Origin of the sequence: Bradyrhizobium sp. B124, from assembly GCF_038967635.1 — a bacterium.
Lineage (GTDB): Bacteria > Pseudomonadota > Alphaproteobacteria > Rhizobiales > Xanthobacteraceae > Bradyrhizobium.
Genome location: NZ_CP152413.1, coordinates 5,105,997 through 5,123,998, shown reverse-complemented (window position 1 = coordinate 5,123,998; position 18,002 = coordinate 5,105,997). Strand labels below are relative to the sequence as shown.

At 64.4% G+C, this 18,002-nt stretch carries 20 protein-coding genes; 12 read left to right on the top strand and 8 right to left on the bottom strand.

All coding sequences use genetic code 11. The features are described from left to right. Nucleotides 1–125 precede the first annotated feature (125 nt). A complete protein-coding gene (locus AAFG13_RS24435; protein ID WP_342708478.1) occupies nt 126–1,784 on the bottom strand; it encodes an alkaline phosphatase family protein in 1,659 nt (552 codons plus the stop codon). A gap of 273 nt (nt 1,785–2,057) precedes the next feature. On the opposite strand from AAFG13_RS24435, the gene AAFG13_RS24430 reads away from it, so the two are divergent. The 8 genes from AAFG13_RS24430 (at nt 2,058) to AAFG13_RS24395 (ending at nt 7,753) form a co-directional block, all read left to right on the top strand. Beyond that, nucleotides 2,058–3,044: a tripartite tricarboxylate transporter substrate-binding protein gene (locus tag AAFG13_RS24430; protein WP_342708477.1), complete on the top strand. Its 987-nt coding sequence runs from the start codon at nt 2,058–2,060 to the stop codon at nt 3,042–3,044. Between the two features lie 192 nt (nt 3,045–3,236). Further along, entirely contained in the window at nt 3,237–4,247 is a 1,011-nt protein-coding gene (gene pstS, locus AAFG13_RS24425) for a phosphate ABC transporter substrate-binding protein PstS (protein WP_342708476.1), read from the top strand. 199 nt (nt 4,248–4,446) lie between these two features. Beyond that, on the top strand, nt 4,447–5,163 hold the full coding sequence (locus AAFG13_RS24420; RefSeq protein ID WP_342708475.1) for a TetR/AcrR family transcriptional regulator: 717 nt from the start codon (nt 4,447–4,449) through the stop codon (nt 5,161–5,163). A 47-nt stretch (nt 5,164–5,210) separates the two neighbouring features. Then, nucleotides 5,211–5,459, top strand: coding sequence for a hypothetical protein (locus AAFG13_RS24415; protein ID WP_212316731.1), 249 nt, complete (start codon nt 5,211–5,213; stop codon nt 5,457–5,459). Between the two features lie 169 nt (nt 5,460–5,628). Next, nucleotides 5,629–6,345 (top strand): septum site-determining protein MinC, encoded by a 717-nt coding sequence (gene minC, locus AAFG13_RS24410; protein WP_092122312.1) that lies wholly within the window; start codon nt 5,629–5,631, stop codon nt 6,343–6,345. Between the two features lie 21 nt (nt 6,346–6,366). Beyond that, complete coding sequence (minD, locus tag AAFG13_RS24405; protein ID WP_092122315.1) at nt 6,367–7,182, top strand: septum site-determining protein MinD; 816 nt, start codon at nt 6,367–6,369, stop codon at nt 7,180–7,182. Then, a complete protein-coding gene (gene minE, locus AAFG13_RS24400) occupies nt 7,182–7,460 on the top strand; it encodes a cell division topological specificity factor MinE (protein WP_171948207.1) in 279 nt (92 codons plus the stop codon). The genes minD and minE overlap by 1 nt, the downstream gene beginning before the upstream one ends. Beyond that, nucleotides 7,457–7,753: a hypothetical protein gene (locus AAFG13_RS24395; RefSeq protein ID WP_092122321.1), complete on the top strand. Its 297-nt coding sequence runs from the start codon at nt 7,457–7,459 to the stop codon at nt 7,751–7,753. Before minE ends, AAFG13_RS24395 begins: the two co-directional genes overlap by 4 nt. A gap of 23 nt (nt 7,754–7,776) precedes the next feature. On the opposite strand, the gene AAFG13_RS24390 is transcribed toward AAFG13_RS24395, so the two are convergent. Next, entirely contained in the window at nt 7,777–8,670 is an 894-nt protein-coding gene (locus AAFG13_RS24390; RefSeq protein ID WP_342713385.1) for an NAD-dependent protein deacetylase, read from the bottom strand. A gap of 61 nt (nt 8,671–8,731) precedes the next feature. Between AAFG13_RS24390 and AAFG13_RS24385 the strand changes: the two genes are divergently transcribed. Next, nucleotides 8,732–9,112 (top strand): c-type cytochrome, encoded by a 381-nt coding sequence (locus AAFG13_RS24385; RefSeq protein ID WP_342708474.1) that lies wholly within the window; start codon nt 8,732–8,734, stop codon nt 9,110–9,112. A 20-nt stretch (nt 9,113–9,132) separates the two neighbouring features. Here AAFG13_RS24385 and AAFG13_RS24380 read toward each other — a convergent pair whose 3' ends face one another. Both AAFG13_RS24380 and AAFG13_RS24375 read right to left on the bottom strand, forming a co-directional pair. After that, nucleotides 9,133–10,266: a LysM peptidoglycan-binding domain-containing protein gene (locus AAFG13_RS24380; RefSeq protein WP_342708473.1), complete on the bottom strand. Its 1,134-nt coding sequence runs from the start codon at nt 10,264–10,266 to the stop codon at nt 9,133–9,135. 195 nt (nt 10,267–10,461) lie between these two features. Next, nucleotides 10,462–10,668, bottom strand: a complete 207-nt coding sequence (locus AAFG13_RS24375; RefSeq protein WP_092122331.1) for a hypothetical protein — start codon at nt 10,666–10,668, stop codon at nt 10,462–10,464. Between the two features lie 294 nt (nt 10,669–10,962). Here AAFG13_RS24375 and AAFG13_RS24370 point away from each other — a divergent pair, with 294 nt between their 5' ends. Next, nucleotides 10,963–11,205, top strand: coding sequence for a hypothetical protein (locus AAFG13_RS24370; protein ID WP_092122334.1), 243 nt, complete (start codon nt 10,963–10,965; stop codon nt 11,203–11,205). A 20-nt stretch (nt 11,206–11,225) separates the two neighbouring features. Here the strand turns inward: AAFG13_RS24370 and AAFG13_RS24365 are convergent, their stop codons facing one another. Continuing rightward, nucleotides 11,226–11,690: an Lrp/AsnC family transcriptional regulator gene (locus tag AAFG13_RS24365; protein ID WP_342708472.1), complete on the bottom strand. Its 465-nt coding sequence runs from the start codon at nt 11,688–11,690 to the stop codon at nt 11,226–11,228. A gap of 161 nt (nt 11,691–11,851) precedes the next feature. Between AAFG13_RS24365 and AAFG13_RS24360 the strand changes: the two genes are divergently transcribed. Further along, a complete protein-coding gene (locus tag AAFG13_RS24360) occupies nt 11,852–12,865 on the top strand; it encodes a 1-aminocyclopropane-1-carboxylate deaminase (RefSeq protein WP_342708471.1) in 1,014 nt (337 codons plus the stop codon). Between the two features lie 125 nt (nt 12,866–12,990). Here AAFG13_RS24360 and AAFG13_RS24355 read toward each other — a convergent pair whose 3' ends face one another. Then, entirely contained in the window at nt 12,991–13,200 is a 210-nt protein-coding gene (locus AAFG13_RS24355; RefSeq protein ID WP_342708470.1) for a hypothetical protein, read from the bottom strand. 277 nt (nt 13,201–13,477) lie between these two features. On the opposite strand from AAFG13_RS24355, the gene AAFG13_RS24350 reads away from it, so the two are divergent. After that, a complete protein-coding gene (locus tag AAFG13_RS24350) occupies nt 13,478–14,743 on the top strand; it encodes a trypsin-like peptidase domain-containing protein (RefSeq protein WP_342708469.1) in 1,266 nt (421 codons plus the stop codon). A gap of 160 nt (nt 14,744–14,903) precedes the next feature. On the opposite strand, the gene AAFG13_RS24345 is transcribed toward AAFG13_RS24350, so the two are convergent. Next, nucleotides 14,904–15,845: a metallophosphoesterase gene (locus tag AAFG13_RS24345; RefSeq protein WP_342708468.1), complete on the bottom strand. Its 942-nt coding sequence runs from the start codon at nt 15,843–15,845 to the stop codon at nt 14,904–14,906. Between the two features lie 83 nt (nt 15,846–15,928). Next, entirely contained in the window at nt 15,929–17,677 is a 1,749-nt protein-coding gene (locus tag AAFG13_RS24340) for an NAD(P)/FAD-dependent oxidoreductase (RefSeq protein WP_342708467.1), read from the bottom strand. Between the last annotated feature and the right edge of the window lie 325 nt (nt 17,678–18,002).

Below are 18,002 nucleotides of genomic sequence, written 5' to 3'. Positions count from 1 at the left end.
GAATCGGCGCCCCGCGATAGGGGCGCCGATATGGAAGGCCCGGCCGCTCGGCTTGCCCGGTCACGGTGTGCCGGCGCAAGCCGTTTGGTGCGTTGTGCCGCTGGAGGGAATGCCCCTCTGCGGCTTTATTTTATCTTCAGGGCCTCGACACCCTCGTCACGAACCGCCTGGAGGCTGCGCGGATTGAGGTCGAGTGCACGAAGGATCGTCGGCGCGATCTGGGTGGTGAAAGCCGTCTCCTCGACGACCCGCGCGTGCTTGATGTGCGGCGACGAGAGCAGCAGCAGCACGTTGCGATCGTCGTTGGAGAAGCCGCCATGCTCGGCGAGCTTGCTGCCGCCGGTGCAGATGACGCCATGATCGGTGACGGCGATGAAGTCCGGCACCCGGCTGTTGTGGAACGGATCCTCGTAGAGCCTGGTCAGTTCGTCGCGGTCGAGCAGCTTCTGGATATGCAGATCGGCGGCGTGGGCGAGGATGTAGGCCTTGGCATCTGCGTAGTAGGGATGGTCGGTCGCCGGATTGGTCGCCTGCTGCAGCTCCGGCGACAACCAGACGAGCGCCTCGTCGTCGCAGATCTCGAAGCCGTTGGTGCCGAAACCGGGCGCCTTGCTGTACAGCGCGTCGGAGATCGCCACGCGGTCCTTGACGTCGATCGGTGACTGGCCGTGCTTGGCGCTGACGATGATCAGCGTCGAATCGTAGAGATTTTGCGTCTTGAGCTCGTTGACGAACTTGCCGAGCGCATCGTCCACGAACTGGAATTGCAGCGTGAGCGCATTACCGGGCGTCGCCTTGCCGTCGGCATAGCCGCCGACAAGCGATTTGTCGGCATCCGCGTGGCCGGCCTTGGCGAGCTTCTGGCCGACGCTGACCGCCTGGAAGTTCATGCCGAAGATCGCGGGCACCGGCTGACGCTGGGTTCGCGTGCCGTCATAGCCGTCGATCCAGTTCAACACCGCCTTCACTTTCAGCGAGTCGTAGGAGCGGACGCCGGTGAAGCTCTTGGTGTAGTCGTCGCCGGGCTGGGCGCCGGGGTCGATCGTGTCCTGCGAGTTGATCTCCGGCGTGAAGAGCTCGTCGAGGCCCTTGCCCGACGGACCCGCGAGGTCCTCGTAGGCAGGATGCTTGTCGGACCAGGCCGTGCGCATGCCGGCCTCCTTGATCACCTCGAAGACCGTGTTGGTGCGCACGTATTCGTGGGGATAGACCGGCACGCACTGGCCGTTCACCAGCTTGCGCTGCATGTGATCCGGATCGAGCTGCGTGTAGACCTGACCCAGCGTGCCGCCGGCGGTGTAATCGGCGACCAGCCCGGTGGAGTAATTGTAGGTCTTGTCGAGCGCTTCGAAGTTGGTGAGCTCGGTTCCCGCCGGGCCGACGCAACCGGGGTCCGCAAGACCCTGGCTGGTGTAGAAGGCCTTGGCCGGATATTCGGTGCGGTCATAGCTGTCGTCATAGAACAGGCCGCCGCCCTTCGGCGTGGCGCCCGTGACCTGCGCGAGCATGCCGGGAAAGCTGTCGGATGGCGCGGTGGTCAAAGCGTTCGGATAAACGACGCCCTTTCCGGTGAGCTGGGCGAAGTTGCCGCCGGGGCGGCTTTCGACCCAACGCTTCAAATCGATGGCGTGCATGCCGTCGACGCTGATCAGCAGGACGTGCTTGTAGCCATGTCGCTGCGAATGGTCGTTGTCGTCATCCGCTTGCGCGACGGCGACGCCGCAAGCCAGCATGGCTGCCGCGATCGCGGCAGTTGACAAGAGATAGTCACGAAAGCCACTCATGAGTTCGCCCCTCTTTGATTTCGGTGAATTTGGAATCGCCTGCGCTGGCCGCGACAACTTGTCGCGGTCAATTGACGGTGGGATGACGCTTTCTTGCGAGTTCGATGACCGTGGTTGGGGCTGACCGGCATCCAGGGGGCGCGGGATTTGCCCAATTTGGGCGACGCCGCGCAACGGCAAGCTTTGCCGTTCAAACACGGACATCGCGTCTCTGACGTCTTACGCTGGACCGCGCGACACTGCCGGCTCTATGAGAGCATGAGGGGGAACCGCATGCCTAACATGTCTCGCCGGCCATTCCTGCAGCTCGCGCTCGGCGCGGCAACGCTGCCGCTTGCTTGCCGCGGCACGCGCGCGGAAACGCTTGCGCGCCCCATCACGATGATCGTGCCGTTCGCCGCCGGTGGGCCGACTGACGTGCTGGCGCGGATCCTCGCCGAATATATGCGCAATACGCTCGGCCATCCTGTCATCATCGAGAATGTCACGGGCGCCTCCGGCACTGTCGCGGGCCTGCGCGCCTCGCGCGCGGCGCCGGACGGCACCACGATCACGATCGGGCACTGGGGCACGCATTGCCTCAACGGCGCGATCTATCAGCTGCAATATGACGTGCGCGAATTCGCGCCGATTGCACTGATCGCGAGCGGACCGCAGCTCATCATCGGCCGGCCCGATCTGCCGGCGCAGAATCTGAAAGAGCTGATCGCCTGGCTCAAGACCAACGGGGACAAGGCGACCGCCGGCACCGCGGGCCCGGGTTCGGGCGCGCATGTCGCGGGCGTGTTCTTCCAGCAGTTGACGGCTACCCGCTTCTCGTTCGTGCCGTATCGCGGCGCCGGTCCCGCGCTGAACGATCTGATGGCCGGGCATATCGACATCATGTTCGATCAGGCCTCCAACTCGCTGCCGCAGGTGAAGAGCGGGACCGTGAAGGCCTTTGCGGTGACAGCGTCGTCGCGGCTCGCATCGGCACCCGATATTCCGACCGTCGACGAAGCCGGATTGCCGGGTCTCTATATCGCCTATTGGCACGGCATCTGGGCGCCGAAGGGCACGCCGGCCGATATCGTATCTGTTCTGTCGAAGGCGGTGACGTCGGCGCTCGCCGAGCCCGTCGTCCGGCAACGCTTCGCCGAACTCGGGCAGGAGATCCCGTCACCGGATAGACAGAGCCCCGCCGCGCTGCGCGACCATCAAGCCGCCGAGGTCGAGAAGTGGTGGCCGATCGTCAAGTCGGCCAACATCAAGGCGGAATAACTTCCAGCGCGACGCTCCGTCAAACTCAAGGGAACCGCGACAGGCGGTATCCCGTGCGGTTCCGAATTTTTGACGTAGGCCGAAGGTCAGGGGCCACTGTCATCCCGTCGTCATGGGCCTCCGAAAAAACGTTGCGACAGCTTACGAGAGCATCGCGCGCGCGAGACCTCTCGCGTTTCCACGGAGATCAACATGAAATTCGTCAAGACAATCGTGGCCGCAAGTCTGGTGGTCATGGCGACGCCGAGCTTCGCAGCCGACATCACCGGTGCCGGTTCGACATTTATCTTCCCTGTCCTCTCCAAATGGGCCGACGCCTACAAGAAGGATTCAGGCAGTGGCGTGAACTACCAGTCGATCGGTTCGGGTGCCGGCATCAAGCAGATTGAAGCCAACACCGTGACCTTCGGTGCCACCGACGCGCCGCTGAAGTCCGACCAGTTGCAGAAGGACGGTCTTGCGCAGTGGCCGATGATCATGGGGGCGATCGTTCCGGTGGTGAACCTCGACGGTGTGAAGGCCGGCGATCTGGTTCTCGACGGTCCGACGCTTGCCAACATTTTCCTCGGCAAGATCACCAAGTGGGATGACGCCGCGATCAAGAAGCTCAATCCGAAGGCCAAGCTGCCATCCGAGGCGATCTCGGTGGTTCATCGCGCCGACGGTTCGGGAACGACTTTCAACTTCACCGACTATCTGAGCAAGGTCAGCCCGGATTGGAAGAGCAAGATCGGTTCCGGCACCGCGGTCGAATGGCCGGTCGGCGTCGGCGCCAAGGGCAACGAAGGCGTTGCGGGCAATATCGCGCAGGCCAAGAACTCGATCGGCTATGTCGAGTATGCCTACGCCAAGCAGAACAAGCTGACCTACACCGCGTTGATCAACAAGGCGGGCAAGACCATTCAGCCGACCAACGAAGCGTTCCAGGCTGCGGCGTCGAACGCCGACTGGACCAACGCGCCCGGCTACTACCTGATCCTGACCGACCAGCCGGGCGACAAGTCCTGGCCGATCGTCGCTTCGACGTTCATCCTGTTGCACAAGGACGCGACCGACAAGGCGGCCTCGAAGGAAGCGCTCAAGTTCTTCAAGTTCGCCTTTGACAAGGGCGCCAAGAGCGCGGAAGAGCTCGACTACATCCCGATGCCGGACAGCGTCGTGAAGCAGATCGAGAAGACCTGGGCTGCTGACGTCAAGAGCTGAGCTGCCCACTTTCGGATCCGCTCAATGGCATGAAGCCGGCGTCGGTTGACGCCGGCTTTTTCTTCGGCGGTTGACCGCCACGCTCACATTCGCGGCATTTCATCTATCTACCTGAATGTTATGCGCTTTTAGATCGTGCCTCGAACTTGAAATGCGGACTTACCAATTTATATGTTCGTCTGAACATATTTGGTGAGCGATGATTGGAACGACGACTGCCGCCGCGCTGCCGGCCTCCCGGCCCAAGGGACGCCGCAGCAAGGACATGCCCGACGGCCGCCAGGCGCTGCTGATCGCGGCGACCGAGGCCTTTGCGAGCCTCGGTTTCGACGGCGCCGACCTGCGTAGCGTCGCCGCGGCAGCGGGCGTCGCGCCGAATCTCGTGCGCGTCCACTTCGGCAACAAGGCCGCGCTATGGGAGGCCTGCCTCGACCGCATCGTGACGCTTGCGGAGCCTGTGATGGCCGAGGTGCACACCATCGCCACCGACACGCGCCGTTCGCTGGCCGACCGGCTGCGCGATCTCATCATCCGCGTCGCCACGTTCTATGCCTCGCATCCGCAGGTGAGGGACTTCGTGGTTCGCCACGGTGCGGAAGCGCCGGAGCGCTCCGCAATGGTGACCGAAAAGCTGCTGCGTCCGGCCTATGAGAGCGCGCGCGAGCTCTTCGAGGCCGGCATCGCGGCGGGCATCATCCGCAGCAGCCATCCGGCGCTGTTCTTTGCGTTGCTCAACGCGGCGCTCAACCAGCCGCCGGCCTTTCCGATGCTGCTCGGCCGGTTTGCGCCCGAGATCGATCCCGAGACAGCGCGGACGCAGCTGCTCGATACGACGATCGCAACGCTTCTGCATCTTCCGCCGTCGCAAGCCGACGCCGAACCCGCAGCCGGCAACGGCCGCAAGCCGCTGTCGTGACATCCAGCCTCGACCAACACTTCAACCTGCCAGTGAGAGAGTGATCCATGAAACTTCGTCTTGCCCTCGTGCTTCTCGGTGCAACCATCGCGCCCGCCATGGCCCAGTCCGGACTGAACGAATCCATGCAGCGTCAAGCCTGCATGGGTGACGCGGTCCGCCTGTGCGGCGCCTACATTCCGGATCGCGGCCGGATCAGGGATTGCATGGCGGCGCAGGTCGAGCAGCTCAGCCCGTCATGCCGCGCGGTGTTCGATGCATCGGTGCAGGCCGAGCGATCGCCGTCGCGGCGTTGATCCTCGCCGCCGGTCCCAGAATCATGCGTCCAGGCAACAGGTCGCAGCCAACAGCGGTTGTCCGAGGAGCAGTCCTCGCAAATCCGTGAAAACACCTCCTTCCGTTAACCTTTGATTAACCATGCGGTCCGATTGTTAACCATTCGACAAGAGAACCGAGTCAGAGGCGATGGACGCAACTCAACAGGTGGCACGTCAGCAGGTCCGCATGCGCGGCCGTTCCTATGTTGCGTTCGTTTTCTCGCCCGTCGTGCCGGTCGTGTCCTGGCTCGCCGAGATCGACGCGACGCTGGGAAAGTCGCCGGGCTTCTTCGCCGGCAAGCCTGTGGTGCTCGACCTTTCGGCGGTCGACCTCAGCCAGGCCGCGATCGCGCATCTGGTCGGCAGCCTCGCTGAACGCAACATCCGCATTCTCGGCATCGAGGGCGTCGACGAATCCAAGCTCGGCGCCAACCTGCCGCCGCTTCTGACCGGCGGCCGCGCCTGCGCGATCACCCATGTCGAGCCGAAGACGCCGCCGGCGCAGGAAAAGAACAAAGACAAGGACAAGACCAAGCTGCCGTCGCTGCTGCTGGAAAGCCCGGTGCGTTCCGGCCAGTCGATCGTGTTCGCCGAGGGCGACGTCACCGTGCTCGGCTCGGTCGGCTCCGGCGCCGAGATCGTCGCCGGCGGCTCGATCCATGTCTACGGCACGCTGCGCGGCCGCGCGATGGCCGGCATCAACGGCAATTCGGCGGCCCGGATCTTCTGCCAGAAGATCGAGGCCGAACTGCTCGCCATCGACGGCTACTACCAGACCGCAGATGAAATCGCCGACAGCTTGCGCAACCGACCCGCCCAGGCGTGGCTCGAGGGCGAGATGCTGCGCATCACAGCTTTGAACTGATCGACCACAAGGAGAGAGAGAATGGCCAAGGTATTGGTCGTGACGTCTGGGAAGGGTGGGGTCGGCAAGACGACCTCCACCGCGGCGCTTGGCGCGGCGCTCGCGCAAATGGGCCAGAACGTCGTCGTCATCGATTTCGACGTCGGCCTGCGTAACCTCGATTTGGTGATGGGCGCGGAGCGGCGGGTCGTGTTCGACCTCATCAATGTGGTGCAGGGCGTCGCCAAGCTGCCGCAGGCGCTGATCCGCGACAAGCGGCTGGAAAATCTCTGGCTGCTGCCGGCGTCGCAGACCCGCGACAAGGACGCGCTGACCGAAGAGGGCGTCAAGCGCGTGATCGCCGACCTCAAGACCAAGTTCGACTGGATCCTGTGCGACAGCCCGGCCGGCATCGAACGCGGCGCGACGCTCGCGATGCGCTACGCCGACGAAGCGATCATCGTCACCAATCCGGAAGTGTCGTCGGTGCGCGATTCCGACCGCATCATCGGCATGCTGGATTCCAAGACCGCCCGCGCCGAGCGTGGCGAGCGGGTCGAGAAGCATCTGCTGGTCACCCGCTACGACAGCGCGCGTGCCGCGCGCGGCGAGATGCTGTCGATCGACGATATCCTGGAAATCCTTGCCACACCGCTGCTCGGCATCGTCCCGGAAAGCCAGGACGTGTTGCGCGCCTCCAATGTCGGCTGCCCGGTCACGCTGAACGCTGCGAGCAGCGCGCCGGCGCGGGCCTATACCGACGCGGTGCGGCGCCTGATGGGCGAAGCGGTGGAGATGACCGTGCCGGTCGAGCGCAAGGGGCTGATGGACCGGCTGCTGCGACGGAGGGCGGCATGATGAACGTAATGCGGCTGTTCGGCGGCCGCTCTGCATCGGCGCCCGTCGCGCGGGAGCGGTTGCAGATCCTGCTTTCGCATGAGCGCGGCCGGACCGGCACGCCGGACCTTCTGGAGATGCTCCGCTCGGAAATCCTGGGTGTGGTCTCCAAGCATATCGATGTCGATCCCGACAAGGTCGTGGTCCGGATGGACCGGGGCAAGTTCGTTTCGATGCTCGAAGTCGACATCGAGGTACCCAACGGCGTGCAACGATCAAAGATGGTGGCGGCCACATGACAGCAGACAGCAACAGTCACATCGCCTGGCAGCGCGCGCAGCTGAAGAAGCTGCGCGCGGCATTGAAGGCGATCGAGGTCGATCAGCTCGGCAAGGCCAATTGCGGCCGCGCGACGCAGATGACGATCGACGAATTGCAGCGCAAGATCGGCGAATCAGGCCGCTGCATCGCCGAGTACGAGCGCCGCACGCGTCGTCCGTTGGCAACGGACCGCGGCAGCCTCGCCAGCGTCAGCTGGACGCACTGGAACGCCAACATGCCGATGGCCAAGTCGCAGCGCCATCGCGCGTGAGAGCGCGGGCGAACGGCGCTGGCCTATAGCAAAAACGCCAGCGCCGTCTCGCACTGGTCCTCGATCTTGAGCGTGAGCAGCTCGTCGGCGCGGGTGCGGCCGAGATTGACCGCGGCGATCGGCAAGCCGCGCTGCTCCGCCATCCGGACGAAGCGAAACCCGGAATAGACCATCAGCGAGGAGCCGACGACCAGGAGAGCGTCGGCCTGCTCGAGATGCGCCTGCGCCGACGCAACGGTGTCGCGCGGCACGTTCTCGCCGAAGAACACCACGTCGGGTTTCAGCACGCCGCCGCAGGCCTCGCAGGCCGGCACCACGAACGACGAAAAATCCTGCTCGAGATCGGCATCGCCGTCAGGGGCATCGACGGCATCGAGCGCGAGCCAGGCGGGATTCAGCCGCGCCAGCTCGCCCTGAAACTGCTCGCGGGGCGTCGTCGCGCCGCAGCCGAGGCAGCGCACCACATCGAGCCGGCCGTGCAGGTCGATCACGCGCTGGCTGCCCGCGGCCTGATGCAGGCGGTCGACATTTTGCGTCAGCAGCAGCTCGCAGCGGCCTTGTTGTTCGAGCTTCGCCAGGGCGCGATGCGCACCATTCGGCATCGCGCGGCCGAACCGCCGCCAGCCGACCATGCTGCGCGCCCAGTAGCGCTGGCGCGTCGCCGCCTCACCCAGGAATGCCTGGATCGTCACCGGCCGCGTCCGCTTCCAGTTGCCGTCGCTGTCGCGATAGTCGGGAATGCCGGAATTGGTGCTGCAGCCGGCCCCGGTCAGGACAAACAGGCGCTGGTGGCCGGCGACGAAATCCTCAAGGGCGGGGTGCTGCATGGCAGCACATCTAGTGTGGCGGGCATGCCTGCGCCAGATGTGGGGCCTGCCAGATGAGGACCCTTCGCGTGGCCTCTGCGTTGACCGCATGGCGGCCGGGGCGGGATGTTGCAAACTGTCTTGCTTAGCGCAATTGCCGAGGGAGAGACCGATGCGGCCAGGATTCATCGTCGTCGTTTGCGGCCTGATGTCCCTGCTTTTGTCGCCGTCCCATGGCGAGAATGCGGGCGTGTCCGGCGAGCAGGCGTTCAATAATTCTTGCCGCACCTGCCACACCGTCAAGGAGGGCGACAATCGTGTCGGCCCGAACCTGCACGGCATCATCGGCCGCAAGGCCGGATCCGTGGCGAACTTTCCCTACTCGGAGGCGATGAAATCATCCGACATTGTCTGGGATGACAGCGCGCTGCTGCGCTTCATCGAGGATCCCGAAGCCGTGGTGTCGGGCAACGGCATGAAGCCGTATACCGGCGTGCGCTCGGCGGAGGATCGCGCCAAGATCGTCGCCTTCCTGAAATCCCCCGGCAAGTGAGCGTTGCCGGAATGCCGGCCTCACCGTGCCGGCAGCACAAAGACCTGGCCGGGATAGATCAAATTGGGATTACGGATCTGCTGCGAGTTGGCCCGATAGATCACCGCGTAGCGCTGGCCGGCACCCAATGCGCGCTGGCTGATCCGCCACAGGCTGTCGCCGCGCGCCACGGTGGTCGTGGTGATCTTCGGCACGATCACGGCGGAGGGTGAGCTCAATGCGGCGGTGGTTGCCGCCGCAACCTGCGGCGTGGTCCCATCCGTACGGCCGGACGATGCCGCAGGCGCCGGGATCGATGCGGTCGTCGTCGTGTCCGGAACGTTGAACGGCACTTCGGCACGCGCGCGGACCTTGCCGGAGCCGGGGTCGACGTCGTCAAGCCGGATCCGATAATCGCCGGTCGTTACGCCCTTGTTGATCGTGACCGAGAGGTGCCCCGCTGCGTCGGCAGTCGCGGATGTGATCAGACTGTCGTTGAGATAGAGCCTGACGTTCGCGCCGGGAGTTGCCTGAGCGCTGACATGGAGCTTGCCGCCCGGTTCGGTCTCGACGGCCTCGACAGCCACCTTCCCGTGCGTCGCCGCCGCAGGTTGCGACAGCACGCGGATCGGCTTGTCCGGCGCCATCAGCGCCACCATCGGCCGCTCGCTGGCCGCAGCGTCGAGCGCCACTGCCACGCTCTGCTTGGAGGTCACCTGCTTGCCGTCATGCGTGATGCGCAGGGTGAGGTCATAGTTTCCCGGCGGAAGCGGGCGCGGCACCATGACGAACTGGCCGGACTTGTCCGCCACGGCGCGATCATGCACCTCGCCATTGCGCAGCAATTCCACCGTCGCGCCAGGGAGCGCCCGGCCGGCGACAACGGTCTCGCCGGTCGGCTCGATGCTGACGACGTCGAACTCCGGCACCGCGTTGCCGCCCGGTGTTGGCGACGGTCCTGCCAAAGCGTTGGCCAGCGCCGCGGTCTCGGTCTGCGTCTTTGCCAGCGCAGTCTTGTCTTGGTCTTGCGTGGGCGCGGATGGCGCCGTCGCCATCAAGCGCGTGTTTACGCCCAGGATCTGCTGGGTTTGGTGGATGCCGAAGATGAACGCAGCGGTGCCGCCGGCCGCAAGTGCCAGCAACGGTATGGCCAGTCTCATCGCCGTGACGTTCATGACGGTCATCCCCGGATGAATCGACCCGCGCATCCACGCGCGCGACCCTGCAGCCCTGTGGGGAGTCCGGAAAGAGACTGCGCCGATTTGCACGGCCCATCAAGTCGAATGAAAGGACTACTCCTCTCGGGCAGGCTGGCCGACACCGCAGCTGTAGGGGATCGCGTCTGGCTCAGAACCCCGGCGGCGCATTGCCTATTGCGAGTACGTCAGCTGCTCTTCCGTCACCACGCGCTCGATATTGCCTGCCTTGCTCCTGATTCGGTATCGAAGCCGCCCGTCTGCCTCAATCGGCATGCGTTGAATGATGGTGTAGACCGCCGGCTCATCGGCCTCGGCGCGACCTTGCGGCCCCTGGGCCCGGTGGTGAACGTCTTCATTCAGCTTGTAGGCATATGACATCTGTCCACCTCTGCAGTTGGGGGTGCTCTCACGCAGGACTGTGCTGTGACGCAATGGAGCTGTGGCTTCCCGTATGGACGCGGCTTGCTGTTCGATAGCCGCGTCAGGCCTCTCCGGAGTCCGCAGGAGCACGTTGGTTACATTGACCGAATTCGCCGCAAATAGCCACCGAATACTCGCCTTCGACCAAGGATGGGTGAGAGCGCTGGGTGGGTTCCCGGCCGTTTGCGGCCTCAATTGCCATTTGATCTCCGCAGGCAGATGCTGCCAGCCAATGGTACAAGGGAGAGCAACATGAGCAAGGCAGGTCTCGACCACCGGCATCCCAACAAGGATGGCGAAATCAGCGGCAAGCACGGCAACACGCTGCTCCGCACCTTGCGCAAGGTTTACGGGCCAAGTTTCGCGGCGGGTTATCCCGAAACCGAGAAGCTGAGCGATGTCCTGGCTGCGTTGAACGAGACCTCGCTGAGCCAACTCCGCAGAGATCATCAGACCGGCCACCTCGCGCACAAGATCGCCAAAGCTTCGAAGTAGGTGCTGAGCGGAACCGCAGCTCAGAACTCCAGCTCCGCATTGTCCACCACCTCCTTCATCACGAAGAAGGTGCGGGTCTGCCGCACACCGGGCAGCGCGATCAGCTGGTCGCCATGGATGCGGTTGAAATCCTCCATGTCGCCGACGCGGATCTTGAGGAAATAATCGAAGTCGCCGGCGACGAGGTGACAGTCGAGCACGAACTTCAGCTTCGCCACCGCCTGCTCGAAGCTCGCAAAGCTCTCCGGCGTCGAGCGGTCGAGCACGACGCCGACCATCACCAGCGCGCCCTTGCCGACCTTGCGCGGCGCGACCATGGCGCGGACGCCGCTGAGAAAGCCCTCGTCGAACAGCGCCTGGGTCCGGCGATGGCAGGTGGCGGGGCTGACGCCGACCTGGTCGGCCAGCTCGGCGTTGCTGAGCCGGCCGTTCTTTTGCAGCAATCTCAACATCTTGACGTCGATGCGATCGAGTCGGGCGGACATGGAAGAATCTCTCATTGTTAGCCAGTAATGTGAGAGAAAACATATCATCCAGTGCAAATTCAGCAATCTTCGGCGATCGGGTGGCCTGACTTAGAGAGCACCTTTCGCAGCTGTAGTGATAGTTCTGGCCGCCGTTCCAGACCACCAAAGAGGATGCCAGTATGCTGGAGAAGTTCGCACGCTACCCGCTCACCTTCGGGCCGACCGCCATCGAGAAGCTCGATCGGCTGTCAAAGCATCTCGGCGGCAAGGTGGAGCTCTATGCCAAGCGCGAGGATTGCAATTCCGGGCTCGCCTTCGGCGGCAACAAGCTGCGCAAGCTCGAATATATCATCCCCGACGCGATCGCCTCCAACGCCGACACGCTGGTCTCGATAGGCGGCGTGCAATCCAACCACACCCGCATGGTAGCGGCGGTCGCGGCCAAGATCGGCATGAAGTGCCGGCTGGTGCAGGAAAGCTGGGTGCCGCATGAGGACGCAGTCTATGACCGCGTCGGCAACATCCTGCTCTCGCGCGTGATGGGCGCGGATGTGCGCCTGGTCGACGAAGGTTTTGACATCGGCATCCGCCAGAGCTGGGAACAGGCGATCGAGGAAGTGAAGGCGGCGGGCGGCAAGCCCTACGCGATCCCGGCCGGCGCTTCCGTGCACAAATATGGTGGGCTCGGCTATGTCGGCTTCGCCGAAGAGGTGCGCGCGCAGGAGCGTCAGCTCGGCGTCAAGTTCGACTACATCATCGTCTGCACGGTGACCGGCTCGACCCATGCCGGCATGCTGGTCGGCTTCGCCGCCGACGGGCGCGCGCGCAACGTGATCGGCATCGATGGTTCGTTCACGCCTGCGCAGACCAAGGCACAGGTGCTGTCGATCGCGCAGAACACCGCGAAGTTGGTCGAACTCGGCCGCGACATCGTCGAGGATGATGTCGTGCTGATCGAGGACTACGCCTATCCCGCCTACGGCGTGCCGTCGGAGGAGACGAAGCAGGCGATCCGACTCAGTGCGCGGCTCGAGGGCATGATCACCGACCCTGTCTACGAGGGGAAATCGATGCAGGGCATGATCGATCTGGTGCAGAAGGGTTTCTTCCCGGCCGGGTCGAAGGTGCTCTACGCCCATCTCGGCGGCGCGCCGGCGCTCAACGGCTACGCCTACGCGTTCAGGAACGGCTGAGGCAGGCGACGCTTCTCATTTCGTAGCTCGGATGGAGCGAAGCGCAATCCGGGACAACCGAGGCCCCGGATTTCGCTTCGCTTCATCCGGGCTACAGGTCCCGTCCGTCCTGCGTCAGGTCCGCGTCAGCTTCGCCCGGTATTTTCGTCGTGCCGGGCGAGTCGGGAGACCTTCGCGTGAGGATGATGAATGCAGCCGGCCGAGCCATCGCCGCGGTGGGGCATTGGTTTTGGGCTTACCCGGGCCACGGCGCCGTGTTGCGCGCCCGCCTGCTGGCGCTGAACCACGCGGTCGAACTCTATGCCGGCATTTTCCTGATCGGTGTCGGCGTTCATGGGCTGGCATCCCGCTGCTGGTTCAGCGATCCAAATCCGCCGGCGCAGTCTTCGGTTCGGGAGCCGCAATAGCGTCCGCCTGGCGCGGCGGCTGGACTATGTCCGGGTTGACATTTCAGGAACAAAATAGGAACGTGTCATCTGTAACCTGAGGGTGTGGCGATCGCCTCATCCGCGGCGGTATTGCGTGGCCGCTGGACCAAAGGCCAAGCCGCGCACCACTTGCGGATGAATTTCTCCGCCTCCTATAAGGGGTTGTGGCTGGGGAGTGCATGTCATGAGAGTTGCGATCTGGGCGGCCGTCGTGGCCGCGTGGCTGTTTGCGTCCGCAACTCCATCGAGCGCCCGCGGTCCCTACGGCTCGATCACGGTCGGCAATTGGAAGGGCGGCGCCTTCACCGACGACAAGAGCGGTGCGTTCACGCATTGCTCGGCGGGGAGCACCTACCAGAGCGGCATCTTCTTCATGGTGGCGGTTGCCGCGAATGGCAGCTGGCGGCTGGGCTTGGCTCATGACAGTTGGCGTTTGACGCCGGGCGAAGCCTTTCCGCTTGCGCTGACCTTCGACGGCCAGCCTGCGTTCAATGTCTACGGCATGCCGCTCGGCGAGAAGCTCGTGAATGTCGAGATGCCGGTGAATTCGGCGCTGATCAACCAGTTCCGCAAGGCGCGCCAGATGACGGCGTTCGCGCAGGGGCAATTGTTTCAGTTCAACCTCAATCAGACCGCGCAGCTGTTGCCGGCGCTGCTCAACTGCGTGGTCTCGGTGAAGAAGAACGGCGTCTCCAACGCCGGCGAGTTCGCGGTCGCGACAAAGCCTGCGGCCGCGCCGCCGCAACAGGCTGCTGCACCCAACGCGCCGCCCGCGAAGCAGGCGAGATCAGGCACCGGCACCGGCTTCGTCGTCAGCGATAGCGGTCACGTCGTCACCAACCATCATGTCGTCGATGGTTGCAGCGAGATCACGGGCAATCTGAGCGGTGCGGCGGTTGTCAAATTGCGGTTAGTGTCCGACGACGAGACCAACGATCTCGCGCTGCTGCAGGCGCCGTCCCCGTTCAAGGATGTCGCGAGCATCCGGCAGAACTCGATTCGGGTTGGCGACGGAGTCGTGGCGATCGGCTACCCCTATCATGGCCTGCTGACATCCGATTTCACCGTGACCACGGGCATCGTTTCTTCGCTGAGCGGCATCCTCAACGACACGCGTCATCTGCAGATCAGCGCCGCGGTACAGCCCGGCAACAGCGGCGGGCCGCTGTTCGATCTCGGCGGCGCCGTGGTCGGCGTGGTGGCCGCGAAGCTCGACGCGGTCAGGATGGCGCGGGCTACGGGATCGATCCCGGAAAACATCAACTTCGCCATCAAGACCGGCGCGCTGCGCGACTTCCTTGACAACAGCGCGGTGATGTACCGGACCGCCGAATGGCGCGACGGGACCAAGAAGGAGACGTCCGATATCGCCAAGGATGCGCGCGGCTACACCCTGTTGATCACCTGCACGGTGAACGAGCAGAGCGCGAGCGCGAAGAAGGGCAATTGAGACCTCTGCTACTCCCTCTCCCCATCCTTACGGCAGGGCGATCGCATATGGCGATCGGCCACACGTCATTCCCTGCGAAAGTCCGGGCAGCCGCCGGCTACTTTGCATGGGGTTGTTTTCGATATTTTGGCCGTGCGCGCCTGCGACGTACGGGCGGGTATCAGCCGAGCCGGCGCAGCGTATGCACCGTGATCTCGGCCGGGCAGTTCAGCCGCACCGGCGCAAGGCTGGTGCCGGCGCCGGCCGATGTGTAGCCGGCAAGTTCACCGAACCGCCAGGCGCCTCTGCCCATCCGGCGCGGCAGCCGCGCCTCCAGCTTGATCGCGATGCCGCCGGGCAGGCAGAGCTGGCCGCCATGGGTATGGCCGCTCAGCATCAGGTCGAAGCCGGCCGCTGCCGCCTCGCGATAGGATTCCGGCGTATGCGCGAGCAGGATCGAGAACGCATCGCGCGGGATCGCCGCGGCAGATTTTGCAATGTCGTCGGTGCGATAGAAATGCGCATCGTCGATGCCGGCGAGATGGATCGTCGCGCCATCGCGCGTGATCGGCTCCTGCTCGTTGAACAGCATCCTGATGCCCATCGCTTCCAGCGCCGGCGTCATGCGGATGCTGTCGTGGTTGCCGAGGATGCCGTAGAGCGGCAGCTTGATCAGTGCGCAGAGATCCTTCATCAGCGCGAGACTGGTTTCGAACGGGCCAAACGTCTTGCCGCGATAATCGCCGGTGAGGACGCAGATGTCGCAAGCGACATAGCGGACGATGTCAGCCAGATGCCGCATCGCTCCCTGGCTGATGTCGGCGTGGAGATCGCTGAGATGAAGGATGGTGAAGCCGTCGAACGCCGCCGGCAGGCGCGTCGACGTCACCAGGTTGCGCCTTACCTCGACCCGGTCGGCGTTGCGCCGCGCGCGGCCATGGAGGCCGGCCAGCTTGAGCGCAGTTTCGACGACCCATGGCGCCAGCTTCCAGTTCTCGACGTTGAACACGAGTGTGCCTTGGCCGAACAGTTGCTTCTCATGCGCGGCCTCGATTCCAAGTCGGCGCACGACGTGATCCGCGCCGATCCGCTCGACCAATCCCTGCAATGCCGTGTCGGCCATCGTCCCCCGTGCGGCCCGCGATGCGAAACGCGAACCCGGCGCGACACTATCATGCGCAATCCCGGCGGGGATACCGCGGAAGCTCAGACCATGGGGACGCGCTTGGCGGCGACCGCGGCCGGCGAGATCACCTCGATGTCGAGCGGCACCTGCCAGCGCTCGGTGAAGCGGATCTGCGGCGGCGTGTTGGCCTTGGGCGCACCCTGCAGCACGAAGCCGTCATAGCCCGAATTCATCACCTCATTGCATTTCTGCACATAGATCGGGAAGCCGCCGATATAGGGCATGAACACGCGGGGACGGCCCGGGATGTTGGCGCCGACATACCAGGAGCTGCAGGTCGAGCGCAGCGATACCGTGGAGACGTCGTTGACATGGGCGACCCAGGCGTCCTCATCGTCGCGGACCGCCTCGATCGTGCCTGCGCCGATGTCGCGCATGTGGCTGATGCAGTCCGCCAGCCAGTCGACATGCTGCTCGATCGCCTGGATCATGCTCGCGAGCACCGACGGGCTGCCGGGCCCGGTGATCATGAACAGGTTCGGAAATCCCTCCGAGGCGAGGCCAAGATAGGCGCGCGGGCCGGCCTGCCATTTTTCGGCGAGCGTCTGCCCGCCGCGGCCGGTGATCGCGATCTTGTCGAACGAGCCCGTCATGGCGGCAAAGCCGGTGGCGGAGACGATCGCATCGAACTTGTATTCGGTGCCGTCGACCACGATGCCCTCGGTGGTAAAGCGCTCGATCGGTGTCTTCGACACGTCGACCAGCTTCACGTGCGGCAGATTGTAGGTCTCGAAATAGTTGGTATCGACACAGAGCCGCTTGCAGCCGAACACGTTTCGAGGGCACAGCAGCTCGGCAGTGGCGGGATCCTTGACGATGCCGCGGATCTTCTCGCGCGCGAAATCGGCGATGGTGTCGTTGGCGGCCTTCTCGAACAGGAGGTCGCCGAACGCGCCGAGGAAGGGCAGGCCGCCGCGCTGCCAGGCTTCCTCATACAGCCGCTCGCGTTCGTGCTCGCTTGCCTGCAAGGCGGGCTGGGCGTTGAACTGAAAGTAGAAGCCGGTCGGGCGCGCACGTGCTTTCGCGCGCAGCTCCGGATAATGCGCCTTGGCTTCCTTCAGATACTCCGCCGACAGGCGCTCGTTCCATGCCGGCACCGACCAGGTCGCGGTACGCTGGAACACAGTGAGCTCGGACGCCTGCTGCGCGATGATCGGGATCGACTGGATCGCGGACGATCCGGTTCCGATGACGCCGACGCGCAGGCCGGTGAAGTCGACACCCTCATGCGGCCATTCGCCGGTGTGATAGATTGGTCCGCGGAAATCCGCCATCCCAGGGAAAGCGGGTCGGTTCGGCGCCGACAGGCAGCCCACCGCCATGATGCAGAATTTGGCGGTGACCTTGTCGCCGCGATCGGTTTCGATCAACCAGCTGCCTGCCTTCTCGTCGAACGTCGCCGCGGTGACGCGGGTGTCGAACACGATCTGGCTGCGCAGGTCGAAGCGGTCGGCGACGTGGTTGGCGTAGGCGAGAATTTCGGGCTGCGGAGAATATTTCTCCGACCAGCTCCAGTCCTGATCGAGTTCCTCGGAGAACGAGAAGGAGTATTGCAGGCTCTCGACGTCGCAGCGCGCGCCGGGATAGCGATTCCAGTACCAGGTGCCGCCGACGCCGCCGCCGGCCTCATAGACCCGCGCGGTGAAGCCGAGCCCGCGCAGCCGATGCAGCATGTACATGCCGGCGAACCCTGCACCGATCACGACGGCGTCGAACGTTCCACTTTCGGCAGGGCGCGCAGCTTTGCGCGCGGTGCTCTCCTGAGCCATGGCCCGTCTCTTCCCTATCTCTTGTCGTTATGACTTGTCCGCGCCTCGGTGGACGCGTTGGGCAAAAGATTAGGGCGAGGGCGACGCGGCCCGCAAGCACATGGGTTGCCGCGCCGGGTATGGCTCCTATGCCGCTGGGCGGAGGGCTGCGGTATCCGGGCGCTGCTTCAGGCGAGGCGCTGAACCTTGCGCGCGAGGCCGCGAACAGCAAGAGCGGCAGATGACGGAACAGGGGACTGTCGTCAATCCCTGTGATCTTGAGACCCTCGAATCTCGTCGGGGTCGGCGCAGTCGGATATAGTCCGGGCTATCGAACCTCTCGAGA